The organism is Burkholderia sp. ABCPW 11 (assembly GCF_001523445.1).
In the GTDB taxonomy this organism is placed as follows: domain Bacteria; phylum Pseudomonadota; class Gammaproteobacteria; order Burkholderiales; family Burkholderiaceae; genus Burkholderia.
Genome location: NZ_LOVM01000007.1, coordinates 70552 through 84300 on the forward strand (window position 1 = coordinate 70552; position 13749 = coordinate 84300).

11 protein-coding genes and 2 pseudogenes are annotated in these 13749 nt (G+C 58.9%); 7 read left to right on the forward strand and 6 right to left on the reverse strand.

All coding sequences use genetic code 11. From position 1 onward, the window contains the following. Positions 1-39 precede the first annotated feature (39 nt). Together WS61_RS04020 and WS61_RS04025 are read left to right on the forward strand one after the other, a co-directional pair. Positions 40-1029, forward strand: coding sequence for an ABC transporter ATP-binding protein (locus tag WS61_RS04020; protein ID WP_059499337.1), 990 nt, complete (start codon positions 40-42; stop codon positions 1027-1029). Beyond that, positions 1026-1913 (forward strand): ABC transporter permease, encoded by an 888-nt coding sequence (locus WS61_RS04025; RefSeq protein WP_059499338.1) that lies wholly within the window; start codon positions 1026-1028, stop codon positions 1911-1913. The genes WS61_RS04020 and WS61_RS04025 overlap by 4 nt, the downstream gene beginning before the upstream one ends. Positions 1914-2037: 124 nt before the next feature. On the opposite strand, the gene WS61_RS04030 is transcribed toward WS61_RS04025, so the two are convergent. Continuing rightward, on the reverse strand, positions 2038-3222 hold the full coding sequence (locus WS61_RS04030) for a porin (protein ID WP_059499349.1): 1185 nt from the start codon (positions 3220-3222) through the stop codon (positions 2038-2040). Positions 3223-3760: 538 nt separating this feature from the next. Continuing rightward, positions 3761-4231, reverse strand: a complete 471-nt coding sequence (locus WS61_RS04035) for a hypothetical protein (protein WP_257126927.1) — start codon at positions 4229-4231, stop codon at positions 3761-3763. A gap of 322 nt (positions 4232-4553) precedes the next feature. Between WS61_RS04035 and WS61_RS04040 the strand changes: the two genes are divergently transcribed. Next, a complete protein-coding gene (locus WS61_RS04040; protein WP_059499340.1) occupies positions 4554-5816 on the forward strand; it encodes a glycosyltransferase family 9 protein in 1263 nt (420 codons plus the stop codon). Positions 5817-5939: 123 nt separating this feature from the next. Here WS61_RS04040 and WS61_RS04045 read toward each other — a convergent pair whose 3' ends face one another. Then, on the reverse strand, positions 5940-6977 hold the full coding sequence (locus WS61_RS04045; RefSeq protein WP_257126929.1) for a hypothetical protein: 1038 nt from the start codon (positions 6975-6977) through the stop codon (positions 5940-5942). A 615-nt stretch (positions 6978-7592) separates the two neighbouring features. Here WS61_RS04045 and WS61_RS32555 point away from each other — a divergent pair. Then, entirely contained in the window at positions 7593-8525 is a 933-nt protein-coding gene (locus WS61_RS32555) for an AraC family transcriptional regulator (protein ID WP_095211587.1), read from the forward strand. 236 nt (positions 8526-8761) lie between these two features. Then, entirely contained in the window at positions 8762-10033 is a 1272-nt protein-coding gene (locus WS61_RS32560; protein ID WP_095211588.1) for an MFS transporter, read from the forward strand. Positions 10034-10216: 183 nt separating this feature from the next. Here WS61_RS32560 and WS61_RS32565 read toward each other — a convergent pair whose 3' ends face one another. Together WS61_RS32565 and WS61_RS32570 are read right to left on the reverse strand one after the other, a co-directional pair. Then, positions 10217-10978: a response regulator transcription factor gene (locus WS61_RS32565; protein WP_095211589.1), complete on the reverse strand. Its 762-nt coding sequence runs from the start codon at positions 10976-10978 to the stop codon at positions 10217-10219. Positions 10979-11083: 105 nt separating this feature from the next. Next, entirely contained in the window at positions 11084-11734 is a 651-nt protein-coding gene (locus WS61_RS32570; RefSeq protein ID WP_095211590.1) for an H-NS family nucleoid-associated regulatory protein, read from the reverse strand. A 98-nt stretch (positions 11735-11832) separates the two neighbouring features. Between WS61_RS32570 and WS61_RS36000 the strand changes: the two are divergent. After that, positions 11833-12504, forward strand: a pseudogene (locus tag WS61_RS36000) (ESPR-type extended signal peptide-containing protein); the annotation flags it as partial. A 2-nt stretch (positions 12505-12506) separates the two neighbouring features. On the opposite strand, the gene WS61_RS36005 reads toward WS61_RS36000, so the two are convergent. Further along, a complete protein-coding gene (locus tag WS61_RS36005) occupies positions 12507-13460 on the reverse strand; it encodes a hypothetical protein (RefSeq protein WP_373557109.1) in 954 nt (317 codons plus the stop codon). A 94-nt stretch (positions 13461-13554) separates the two neighbouring features. Here WS61_RS36005 and WS61_RS36010 point away from each other — a divergent pair. Beyond that, positions 13555-13749: pseudogene (locus WS61_RS36010) on the forward strand (hypothetical protein); the annotation flags it as partial.

The following is a 13749-nucleotide window of genomic DNA, read 5'->3' on the forward strand; positions in this document are numbered from 1 at the left end:
GACGCTTATGCGTCGACGCGGTTTCGATATGCACAATCGATGGTTGGTCCGCACGACGCCCGGCCGTATGTTGATGCTTTGCCCGCAAGAGATTCGATCGTGAACGCCACTTCTCCCCGAACCTGGTTGCCGCCCTATGCGGCGCGTGACGGCGCGTCGCCGGCCGCATCCGCCGCGCCCGACATACGTGCCGCCGGCCGGCCCGCAGCGAACGCCGCGCCCGCCGGCACGCACAGCGAACGCCTGCTCGCCATCGACGAGGTCAGCCTCGAATACCGCAGCGGCGCGCGGATCGTTCGCGCGACGCATCGGGTGAGCTTCGACGTGTACGGCAGCGACCGCTTCGTGCTGCTCGGCCCGTCGGGGTGCGGGAAGTCGACGCTGCTGAAGGCGATCGCCGGCTTCATCGAGCCCGTCTCGGGTTCGATCGCGCTCGACGGCCGGCCGGTACGCGGGCCGGGGCCGGACCGCATCGTCGTGTTCCAGGAGTTCGACCAGTTGCCGCCGTGGAAGACGGTCGTCGAGAACGTCGCGTTTCCGTTGCGCGCCGCCGCGAAGCTGTCGCGTGCCGAAGCGCGCGAACGCGCGCTGCACTATCTCGACAAGGTCGGCCTCGGCACGTTTGCCGACGCCTATCCGCATACGCTGTCGGGCGGCATGAAACAGCGTGTCGCGATTGCCCGGGCGCTGGCGATGCAGCCGCGCGTGCTGCTGATGGACGAACCGTTCGCCGCGCTCGACGCGCTCACGCGCCGCAAGATGCAGGAGGAACTGCTGCGACTGTGGGACGAATTCCGCTTCACGCTGCTGTTCGTCACGCATTCGATCGAGGAGGCGCTCGTGGTCGGCAACCGGATTCTGCTGCTGTCGCCGCATCCGGGCCGCGTGCGCGCCGAGCTCAACAGTCACGAGCATTCGCTCGACGACGTCGACACCGGCGACTTCCGCGACAACGTCGCGCGGATCCATCGCCTGCTGTTCGACACCGACGCACCCCACGCACCGACGACGGAGGACGCCGCATCGTGAGTACGCTCGATCCCCTCCTGCCGCCGCTGCCGCCCGTGCGCGCCGAATACACGCGCACGCTCGACGCGCTGCCCGATGCCGAGCGCGCGGCGCCGGCGCCGCTCATGCGCCGCATCGGCGCCGCCGCGTGGTTTCGCCGCAGCGTCATCGCGCTCGTGCTGATCGCCGCATGGGAGATCGTCGCGCGCATCGTCGCGAACGATCTGCTCGTCCCGACTTTCGGCGCGACGCTGGCCGCGTTCGTGCAAGGCATCGAGTCGGGCGAACTGCTGGTCAAGACCGGCATCTCGATGTCGGTGCTGCTGCGCGGCTATGCGCTGGGCGTGCTGCTGGCGTTCGCGCTGACGTCGCTTGCGGTATCCACGCGCATCGGCCGCGATCTGCTCACGATGCTCACGTCGATGTTCAATCCGCTGCCGTCGATCGCGTTGCTGCCGATCGCGCTGCTGTGGTTCGGGCTCGGCACCGGCAGCCTGCTGTTCGTGCTCGTGCATGCGGTGCTGTGGCCGCTCGCGCTCAGCATGTATACCGGCTTTGCCGGCGTGCCCGCCACGCTGAAAATGGCGGGGCGCAACTACGGGCTCACGGGGCTGCGCCAGATCGCGCTGATCCTCGTGCCGGCCGCGCTGCCGTCGATCCTGTCCGGCTTGCGCGTCGGCTGGGCCTTCGCATGGCGCACGCTGATCGCGGCCGAACTCGTGTTCGGCGCGAGCGCGGGGCAGGGCGGCCTCGGCTGGTACATCTTCCAGAACCGCAACGAGCTGTATACGGATCGCGTGTTCGCGGGCCTCGCGGCCGTCATCGTGATCGGGCTGCTGATCGAGAACCTCGTGTTCGATACGCTCGAACGCGCGACCGTGCGGCGCTGGGGCATCCAGCACTGACGGGCCTAGCGCGATCGATCCCGGCGCATGCATGACGTAGGCCGAAAGCGGCTTTTCACATGCGCCGGGGCGTCCCGATACGCTACGGATGGCGCTTGTCGCGCCGCGTCCGATGCAGGTGCCGTCAGAACTTCACGCGCAGCCCGCTGACGAACGCAAGCTGGCGGTTCGTCGACGACGCGCTGCCGATGTTCGAGATCGCCGCGATCTTGCGATAGCCGCCCGACGTCGAGGTGCTCGCATCGCCGGCTGCGAGCTGGTAGATACCCGACACATAGATATCGGTGCGCTTCGACAACGCATAGTCGAACCCGAGCGTGAACTGGTGCCAGCGCGGCTTCAGCGTCTGGCCGCTCGTGCCCGGCAAGCCGCTCGCGCGCCCGTCGGTAAACGTATAGACGCCGATCAGCGTCGCCGCCGGCGTGATCTGGTAGCGCGCGTTCACGTCGTAGTTGTTGAACTTGCGCGACGAGCCGTCGAGATAGTCGAGCTGCGTATGGCTCCATGCGAAGCCGAGCGTCGCGCGGCCGAGCGCGTAGTTCGCGCCCGCCGCGCCGATCTGCTGCTTCAGTACGCCGCCGTTCAGCCCGTAGAAGAACGCGCCGCTGTAGTCGTTGCCGGTGCTCGAGGTCGCGCCGCCCACCGCGCCGCTCGTATTCGACGTCGCATTCGGATGGTTGAATCGCACATAGCCGCCGCCGATCGACAGCGGGCCGTTCACGTAGTTCGCCGATGCGCCCCACGCGTTGTTGTTCGAGAATCCGGTGCCCGCGCCGCCATTGGTCTGGTTGCTGAATGCATAGAGCAGGTCGGCCGTGAAGCCGGCGATCGTGTCGCTGCGGAACTTCACCGCGTTGTTCAGCCGGAAACTCTGGTTCATGTTGTCGTTGTCGCCCACGTGCGTGGCCGGCGACCAGAAACCGGCCCCCGAGTACTGCGCGACGAGATCGGTGATCGGCTCGTACTGACGGCCGAACGTCAGCGTGCCGAGGCCTTTCTTGCCGAGCCCCACGTACGCGGACCGGCCGAACAGGCGGCCGCCCTGGCCGAGCCCGCCGTCGCTCGGCCGGAACCCGCTTTCCAGCGTGAAGATCGCCTGCAGGCCGCCGCCGAGATCCTCCGCGCCTTTCAGGCCCCAGCGGCTGCCGCTCAGCTTGCCGCTCGTCTGCTGGATGTTGCTCGCGCCGCCCTGGTTGTTCGTATACGCGATGCCGGCGTCGACCACGCCGTACAACGTCACCGAACTCTGCGCATGCGCGCTGACCGAACCGATCGAAACCAAACCCAGCGCCACCGTTTTTTTGATCATGACCATCCTCTGTCGTTATCGATACGTTTGTGAGGATCACGATGCTATTGACGACGAACGCGCCGACGAACGGCCGATCCGTGGTTTGTAAATCGCTGCGCGGCCGATTTGTAATGTGCGTTGCCGTCGGCCCGGCATGTGCGCCACGATCGCGTCCGGCACGCCTGCTGTGGCGAACGCATCGCGCGGACCGCGAACGTTGCGTGTCGAAAATGCACGTGTGCGGTCATATCGATCGATGAAATCGTTCGATGTGCGCAATACCCGTCGTTCGCATGACGATGCGTTTACGCAACGCCTCGCTAGGCGAGGGCCGACCGATGCGCTACGCACGTTCGCATATCGATTCCGCGAAACGTTGGTAGGGCGGGAGCGGGCCTGTTTGCCCGCATCGGCGTGTTGAACGGCCCGGCCCGTGTCGCGCCGTTGTGGGATACGTCGTTCGATCCGCCGGTTGCGGCGGGATGACGCAAGGAAACGGGAAGCGCTTGCCGACCGGTGGCGATGCGGGTTTCGCCGGAAGGTTCGGGCGACCGGATCAGGAGAACGTCGTCGCGACCATGATGCCGAACACCACGCCGAGCGCGATCCCGCAGAGCCGGCCATAGATCGAGGCGCGGAGATTGTCGTCGAGCTCGAAAGGCGAGCGCTTGTGCTTCCATACCGTGCTGAATGCGACCGGACGGGTCAGCAGCGCAACGCACGCGATCAGCACGGGCGTGGCGATGAGCATCGCGACGCGCGGGCCGTTCCAGTCGACACCGTGCATGGCCAGCGAAACCAGCACGGCAATCGGCACCTCGACGCACAGGCCCAGCAACGAACCGTTGACGAAGGAATCTCCTGGAGTCTGGAACATGATCGGTCCTGGGGTGCGGATGAAATCGGTGCCGGGTGGGCGTCCAATAGAACGATCGATAGCCGATGCCCGACGGTCGGTCGACCGTGTTCGACGTGAGCCGACATGACGGCGGATGTTAAGGGAAATCGTCGGCCCGTTGTCGGTCATTCAAGTTATTTGACAAATGTTCCCGGGCGGAGGGCTTTTATGTCGCGCGGGCAAAGTGTAAGGTTCGGCAAGTGGCCGCGGCGTCGTAGCGATATGCCGCCGACGGCCGGCCATCTTCCTGTCGCGTTCGCGGATTGAGGTCGCGCGCGCAAGCGGCATATTTCCCGCAGCCTGCGACCGCAAGCTGCCGGTACGGGGGAATCGCGTGGCGGTGGCGGATACCGGAAATGGCGACCGCGATACGTCGTCGTGTCGACGGCGCCCAAAATAAAACTCGATCGTATATAGAAACCGAATCACCGGAATTCCATGCGGGGATAAATTGACAAGCGATCAATTCGCGCTCGACGTTGCATACAACGCCTACCTTCGTGAGAAGTCCGCGCGCACCGGCCTCGCGCTGGGCCGCGCGCTCAGGTTGTCGGGCCACGCGGAGGAAGCGATTCGACTGATGAAGGAGCTCGCGGATCGCATTGAAGAGCCATTCTTTCGCGCGCAGATCGGCATCGACATGAACTATCTCGGCCTTTTTTCGCAGGCCGAAACGCTATTGACTCGAGCCATCACCGAACTCGATCATGAGCCTGATCTCAGAATCGTGCAGGTCGAACTCGCGATCTCGCAATACGCTCAAGGTCGTTTTCGCGAGGCCCACGCCCTGAGCCGACGGCTACGCGATACCTGGAGCCGAGCCGCTATCGTTTCCAATATCTATCGGAGCGATACCGTCGAGTACGAAAAAATCGTCGGCAAGCTTCTGCGATTCGACGAATCGGTCGCGGGAAAGCGTGTCCTCGTCGTTCAGGAGAGGGGACTGGGCGACGTGATCATGTTTTCTCGGTATTTGCATCTCTTGCGGGACGAAGGGGCACAGGCTGTCGTGTTGCAGGCGCCGAACACACTGGCAACGATATTTTCCGCATGGGATTGGATCACCGTCGTAGAAGATGCCCGCAGTGCGATCGACCAAAGTGATTGCGTCATCTGTACCTTCGACCTCTTCGTGCGCTATCAGGCGACGCCATACTTTCCCAGCTACACCGATTCATACTTGCAGGCACCGGCCGGACGGGAAATGGCGGCGCGGGTTGCCGACATTTTCAAAAATCGACGCCACGGCGTTCGCGAAATTGGCCTGATCTGGCGTAGCGGTACCTCGGTGCGCCATGAACCCTATCGATCGATCGCGCTGGAGCAACTTGCGCCGTTGTTCGGTGCGCCCCAGAGCCGCTTCCATGCGCTGCAGTTCGGCAAGATCACCGACGACGAATATGCGGTGCTCGATAAACATGGCATTGGCGTCATCAGTGACGAGCTGAGCGATCTCGGAGACACGGCCGTGATCCTCGATTCGCTCGATTTGTTGATCACGGTGGATACGGGGCCTGCCCACCTCGCCGGCGCGCTCGGACGGCCAGTGTGGGTACTGCTGTCGGCGGCGTGCGACGAGCGTTGGTCCAACTGCCATCGAGACACGCCGTGGTACAGGTCGATGCAGTTGTACCGGCAAGCGACATTGGGTGACTGGAGCAGGCCGATATCGGAGATGGCGCAGGCGTTGTCCGGCGACGATGCAATCGGGTAGGCGCTACCGTCCACATCCATCGTCAGCGCGCATTCGTTCGAGCGGGCGGCGATTCGCCCGGATGCGCCCGCCCGATCGTGACGTTGCCGGCCGCGCGCGGCGGTTACACGCCGCGCGCGGCCGTCACACGGCGAAAATTCGGCGCTGGTAGTCGAGGATCAGACGATCGATGTCGTGATCGGAGCGCCGCGGCTGGCTTTTCGGCTCGAGCCAGAGCCACCGCATCATGCGGTAGCGTGCCTCGACGCACATCAGCCATGCGTCCCAGTCCGACCAGTGTCGCAGCAACGGGATGTTGCGAATGTCCCGCAGCCCGTCGCGGATCTCGTACACGTTGAAGTACTTGCTCGCGCGCTGACTCAATTCATCGAATGCGCGAGCGGCTTGCTCAGGGTCGGCAAGCAGGAAGTCGTGGATTTCGACGATGACGTGGCTGCCGGAGAGCTGCTCCAGCAGCGCGTCGTCGAACAGGTCGAACTCGGCGCCTTCGATATCGCACAGGATGACCCGTCCGGCCGGCTCCCCGCCGTGCTCCGACAGGATCGCGGGCAGGTTGCGATCGGCCTTTCCGTAGACGGCGACGCGGTCCGCCAGCCCCATTTCCGCGGCGCGGTGCTGGATCGCGTGGCGGCGTTGCTCGTCCATCTCGAAACACAGGCTGCGCGCAAAGACGTTGTTCCTGACCAGGCCGATGCCGAAAATGCCGTCGGCGGCCCCGAGATCGACCAGCACCTTTTCAGGCGACCCGAGCGCTTCCAGGATCGCGCAAACGGCGATCTCGTAGGTGCCGAGCAGATAGCCGCCGACCGCGACTTCCGCCCAATGACTGAAACCGATGGGAAACCCGCGCAGGATGCCGTACTGGACGATCGAACCCGTCTGCTCGCGCAGCAACTGCGATAGGTAGTGCAGGCGAAGATTCGCGGCCTGGATCGAGCTTTGGTTGAAATATTGCGCGTGGTCCATTTTTATCGTTCTCTCGGGGTGAAGAAGCGCGTAGGGAAGGGTGGCGATAGCGGGAGGCTCCGGAGTGGTCCTGCCTGGGACCAGAATATAACGCGTTGTCGGTTCGTTCAGTTCAGGAAGCCGGCTTCCCGGATCGGGAATATCACGAAATGCGGTGTTGGCTGGAGAGGAAATGCGACGTGAACGCCGACCCATGCGAGCATCTCGTCGGGCAGAACGCCGGGGGGGGGGGGGCGGGGTCCGTCTCGATGTTCGCGACCACGGCCGGTTGTTCGGTCGTCGTCGATGCGGCTACAGCCCGGACCGGCGGTGCATCGACTTTGCGTGCGAGCAGTCGAAGCAGCTCGATGCGATGCCACGGAATTGGCGCGTGGTCCGCGACGTAATTCCGAATGGTATGGGTGCAATCGCTGAGCAATTGCGCAATTCGAGCGATGGACAGGCCGTCGGTTAGTGCGCGATGGAAGCAATCTTGATCGCCCCGACGAACGCTAAGTAGGGGAATTTTAAGGGTTGTTGCTCCGAAGTGGCCAAAACTGCTGTCCGGGCGTGCGCAAGCAATGTTGGACGTTTGTCGTGCAGACGAAGCAGTGCCATTCACCTGTTGGAGATGGACAAGAATGTTGGCCAATCCTTGGCCAGAGAGATTGTACGGAAGCCTCTTGCTCTACTGAACGCTCTTAGCGTTTTGCATTAGGTGCATTGGGCGCTGAGGCTGGCTAAATTTTCATCATACAAAATGATCATCTCGCAGTTGTGTCCAAAATATGGTCCAATTACCTTGACTTTGTACGCCAAACGTCACAGACCATGAGCAATAATTCGGTGGGGCAGTCGCCGCCTTTCGACAATTCCCCGGCTGAGGGGCGGGTTCTGACGGACCTGCCGGATGCATGGAAAATTGGACCGATAGCATCGCCCTGGGACGGAATGCAGGTGCATCGCTATCACATTGGCGAAGAAGGCGAAGTTCGGGATTTGAGGTTCGAGTCCAATCTTCTCCTCTGCTTGTATCGAAAGCCTCACAAGCAAGTCGAGAGCCTAAACCGTTTCGGGCGGTGGCAATATGTGGACGCTTCAGATGGCAGTGTGGCATATGGTCCGCCCAATGCAGCGTTGAATTACCGATGGGGAACGAGCCTCGATCAGACCCACCTCGTCATCAACGTAGACTGGCTTCAGGGCGTAACCGGCCCAAGGCCAATCCCGCTGTATGGATGGTATGCAGGGATCCACGATCGCATACTAGTGCAACTCCTGGAGGAGATCGCACAGGACGCGTTGTCTGGTACCCCAGCCGGAATCGAGCATTCCGAATGGCTAGCACTCTCGGCGCTTTATCGCTTCACTGCGTTGGCGAGGAATACCACGTGGGAGTGCGACATGACTCGCGTAGATGCGATCATGGACAGGGCCCTGGAGTTCATTCACTCCGGACTTGATACAACGCTCCGTGTACGGGAGATCGCAAACGCCGCCGGCTTCGAATCAAATCTGTATGGATTCGTTAGCTTGTTTTCTAAGTATACTGGTCTTCCCCCGCATCAATATGTAATGGAGGCGCGCCTTGAACAGGCAAAGAACATGTTGCTTCAAGGAAATATTAGCGTAACCGATGTCGCTTTGTCATGCGGGTTTAACAACATGAGCCATTTTTCAACTTCCTTTAAGCGACGGTGGAAGGTTAGGCCATCAGAATTAATCAAGCGGAATCGATTCAATCAAGAAATGGTGGTTGATTGACGTTGATTCGGCAATCGTTGTCCGCGATTTGCGTCGCCTGTGCATTATGTGATCAATTTCCCGTACCGGTGCTAACCGATATTCAGGGGGTATTTGTGCGCCATAGAATTTGATTTTTCTGAGTGGTATTCGATAGGTTGTTCGTGACGCCAACTTTGTTGATTGGGGAATATTGGTTTAGAGGCTACTGTGTCGTCGGGCCGCCAACCGCTGTTACAATTGCATCCAAGAATATTATGAATCAACCATCAGGCATGCGTTGGTGGATCGTGGTTATGGGGTGTCTCGGCACAATCATCGATTATCTGTCTCGCAACGCATTGGGGGTGATGGCGCCTGAACTAAAGTCCGTGCTCGACCTTAGTACACGAGAATATTCGTATGTAGTGGGCGCGTTTCAAGTTGGCTACTTGGTGATGCAGCCGGTATGTGGACTGATCCTTGACTCTATCGGTCTGCGGGCGGGGGTAGCCATTTTTATTTGCATATCCTCGTTCTCTGGTGTACTGCATGGATTCGCGGGCGGATGGCTTTCATTGGCGGCGCTACGCGCTGTAAAGGGAGCCGCAGACGCTGTTGCGATTCCAGCTGGCATGAAGATTGTTTCCGAATGGTTTCCGCATCGAGAAAAATCGGTGGCAGTCGGCTACTTTAATGCTGGAACGTCGCTCGGGTCCCTATTCGCCCCACCAGTCGTCATTTTCCTGATGCGCCAGTACGGCTGGCAAAGTGCGTTCGCGATTACGGGCGGCCTTGGCTTTGTATGGTCAGTAATTTGGTATCTCGCCTACCGCTCCCCGGCACGGTACATTGGTATGATTCGGGTACGAGCTAAAAGTGGAAACGGATACCTACAAATCACGAGCGAACCAAACGACAAGACCCGCCACGTGGGAAAAATTCTTAGAGAGCGTGGTTTCTGGGCAATAGCCCAAGCACGTTTCTTCGCTGAACCGGTCTGGCAAACGCTAATCTTCTGGGTGCCGCTTTATCTTGCAACAGAACGGCACATGGACTTGAGGCAGATTGCAATGTTCGCCTGGTTGCCGTTCCTGGCTGCTGATTTGGGTGGTCTGTTTGGTGGGTATCTCTCTCCCTTCGTGACCGAGCGCTTCCACATATCCTTAGTCGCATCGCGTGTCGTCGGCATTGCCCTTGGGGCAGTTCTGATGCTGGGGCCGGCTTGCATTGGATTGACGGCTTCTCCTTATCAAGCAATCGCATTATTCTGCGTCGGAGGATTTGCTCATCAAATGATTTCTGTTCTTCTAAATACCTTGTCTACAGATCTCTTTGAACCTGGCGAAGTCGGTACAGCGGCTGGCATGATAGGGATGTTCGCCTCCTTGGGAGGTCTCGGATTTTCTCTACTATTAGGTTTAGCAGCCGACAAACTGGGCTATGGGATTTTCTTTACCGCATTTGGCGCATGTGACCTCATCGGTGCGGCGTTGCTTATCGTCTTGTTGAGAGGCACTCGAACGTTTGACAATATCCCCGTTTGGTAAGGAGACGTTCTGCGTGCCTGAACCCGGAGACTGCTCGCCATCCAACGGCCGCCATCTATCGGAAGCTGTCGGTCTACAAGCTTTTTTTGCCGGCAAACAGCCTCATTGGCCGCAGCTGACGGAATAGGGCATCGACAGTCGGCGGCCGACGCTTGCCGGATTGTCTTGGGTGGGTCCTTATTTTCAGAGCCTTTCAAGGCGGTAGCCGAGATTGTATATTGACCGCAAAAGAAATCCGTGAGAACCATTTAATCGAAGTTTGCTTTTGGCGCGATACACGTGAGTGTCGAGCGAACGTGAGGATATATCGACCCTGCTTCCCCACAAAGAAGTAATAAAGTGCTCGCGCGGAACCGTGTGTCCGATATTTCTAAAAAGTGCGGCAATAATGTCGAACTCCATTCTGGTTACTTTCACAGCTTGCCCGTCGACGAAGATATTTTGCCCTCCCCGCGGAACAACGTACGCACCGACTGAAATCGTTCCATCATAATCTTCTCGGGCGATCGCGCGCCTAGAGACGGCATTCACTCTTGCGATAAACTCACTTGTGCTTACAGGCATTTTGATACAGTCGTCTGCGCCGGCGTTTAACGCCTCTACTGGAGAATAATCTGTAGATTTGCTCGAAAAAATAACAACCGGAATTTTATTGCCAAGATTGTTGCGAATCCATCGAAGTACATCTATTCCAGAAATATGTGGAGATGACAAGTCGAGAATAATGAGGTCAAACATGGCTCGGCGAAGAATATTCAACGCTTGAGCGCCATTGGTTGCGAAAGTCACGTCATTTTCTTTTAATTTCTCAAGAGCGATCACGTAATCTCGATGCGCTTGGTTGCTATCCAATAACAATATCTTCATATCTAACTGCCGATAAATGGTCGAATGCCGTCTGCGAACGAGAAGTGCTGGAGTGTGAGATCCGACGTGGGGACCCATCGAATGTTTCGATTGAATGCCCCTATATTCACATATGGACTTCGCAATTCTTGGGTGCCTGGCGAGTATTTATAGGGGTGTCGGGATTTATGTTATCCGAGCTTACTAAAGATCGGTTTGTTTGATAAGGTATTTGCTTCGATCTCCATTCCTAATCCAGAGCGGCTCACGACCTACTCCCGACCATGTTTGGCCAGAGACCGGGTCGTAGTATTTCGGTTTCCTTGTTCGCCGATGTTCGTGTTTATGAGGAAAAATGTCGCCCTCAGAGAGTTTGAACAAATCGATGCAGGCGCGGATCTCCGAAATCACTTCATCAATCACCTTCCTCCGCTCGAGCTCGAGCTCTCGATCGAGTCGATTTTTGAATTCAATATATTTTCGATACTTTTCCAATATTTTTCCCCTGGAAGGTAGATCGGATTGCGTTGTGGCTGCTCTTGGCCTAAGGGAGCTACATCGGTTCTTGATGCCGGAAAAATCCTGGGAAATACCTCTTTGTAGCCTTCCGTGAAATATTGTCACGAATGTCACACTCGTGCTTTCGAAATTTTCGTGATCGATGCGGAAGTGAAAAATTTTTGAAAAGTTCAGAGAAAACGACACTCGCCAATTATTTGGCGATTGATCGAGTGCGAGATTGTTTTGCGAAAGTTTGCAATTTTTCACCGAAGTGGTGCGCAATGTTGATAAACGTTCAGCCCTGGTGATGACGATGGATTGGAAAATCACGGCTAATCGGTGGAATAGATTCATTCGGCCACCGTCAGATTGCCGATCTTTATCCAGGGATCGGTGTGGTGTGAAAGCTGGATGGTGATAGCACCGTTTTGCGTGATTCGGGTGGGTCGAAAATGAACAAGAGTTACAGGACAATTTGGAACGAGGCGCTCGGCGCCTGGGTAGCGGCATCGGAAAATGAGTCGGCTCGTGGGAAACCTAACAAACGAAGTGTCGCCGCGTTGGTCGCGGTTGCTTTGGTCGCTTGTCCCCAATTGGTTTTGGCGCAATATTCTGCCGACGGCGGGATTGCGACTCAAACTGGCACGATCGCGATCGGATCGACCTCGACTGCGACGGGCGCCGGCGATATCGCCATCGGACAAGGGGCTCTTGCGAATTCGGTTTCGAGCCCAACTGCAACCTACGTCCCAGCGGTAGCTGTCGGCTCGTATGCAACTGCTACCGGCTTTGAGTCCGTAGCGGTGGGGCACCTTGCAAGCGCGACCGGAAAGAACGCTACGGCACTCGGTTCAGGTAGTCTCGCGGCGGCTGCGGGCGCGACTGCGATCGGCTATTACGCCACGGCTGGAGGCACTAACGACGTGGCTTTAGGGAATGGCTCAAAGTCGAGCGGTGCGGTCGCTACTGGATGGGCGACTATCAACGGTGTGACCTATGTTTTCGCTGGAATTGGTCCTATCGGGACCGTCAGCGTGGGCTCCGCCGGTTCTGAGAGAACTATTACCAATGTCGCTGCGGGGCAGCTACTGTCAACGAGTACGGATGCGGTAAACGGATCGCAACTTTATTCAACAAACTTAGCTGTCACTGCCGTCGATTCGCGTGTTTCCAGCTTGTCTACTGTCGTTGCCAATTCTAGTTCTGGGTCGCAAAGTAGCGCAATTGCCTCGCTCTCGACAGGGCTAAGTTCTACCAACAGCTCGGTCACGTCGCTGTCGTCCTCGGCGTCGACCGGTATCAGCACGGCGCAAAGCGGGGTGACGTCGCTCTCGACCGGCCTGAGCTCGACGAACAGCTCGGTCACATCACTGTCGACGTCGGCGTCGACGGGCATCAGCACGGCGCAAAGTGGGGTGACGTCGCTCTCGACCGGCCTGAGCTCGACGAACAGCTCGGTCACCTCACTGTCGACGTCGGCCTCGACGGGCATCAGCACGGCGCAAAGCGGCGTGACGTCGCTTTCGACCGGCCTGAGCTCGACGAACAGCTCGGTCACTTCACTGTCGACGTCGGCCTCGACGGGCATCAGCACAGCGCAAAGCGGGGTGACGTCGCTCTCGACCGGCCTGAGCTCGACGAACAGCTCGGTCACATCACTGTCGACGTCGGCGTCGACGGGCATCAGCACGGCACAAAGTGGGGTTACATCGCTTTCGACCGGCTTGAGCTCGACGAACAGCTCGGTCACTTCACTGTCGACGTCGGCGTCGACGGGCATCAGCACGGCACAAAGTGGGGTGACGTCGCTCTCGACCGGCCTGAGCTCGACGAACAGCTCGGTCACTTCACTGTCGACGTCGGCGTCGACGGGCATCAGCACGGCACAAAGTGGGGTGACGTCGCTTTCGACCGGCCTGAGCTCGACGAACAGCTCGGTCACATCACTGTCGACGTCGGCGTCGACGGGCATCAGCACAGCGCAAAGCGGCGTTACGTCATTGTCGACCAGCCTGAGCGTGACCAACAGTTCGGTTGCTTCGCTGTCGACCGGTGTAGCAAATTCGGTGCAGTATGACAATTCGGCTCATACGTCAGTGACGCTGGGTGGTACAAGCGCGACTGCGCCAGTCAAATTGACCAACGTGGCAGCAGGCGTAGATCCGACCGACGCAGTGAACTATAGCCAGTTGAGTTCACTGTCGACATCGGCCTCGACCGGTATCAGCACGGCGCAAAGCGGTGTGAATTCGCTGTCGACTGGGTTGAGCACGACGAACAGCAATTTGGACTCGCTGTCGACTTCGACGTCGAGCAGCGTCAGCTCGCTGTCGACGGGTCTGAGCACGACCAACAGCTCGGTGACGTCG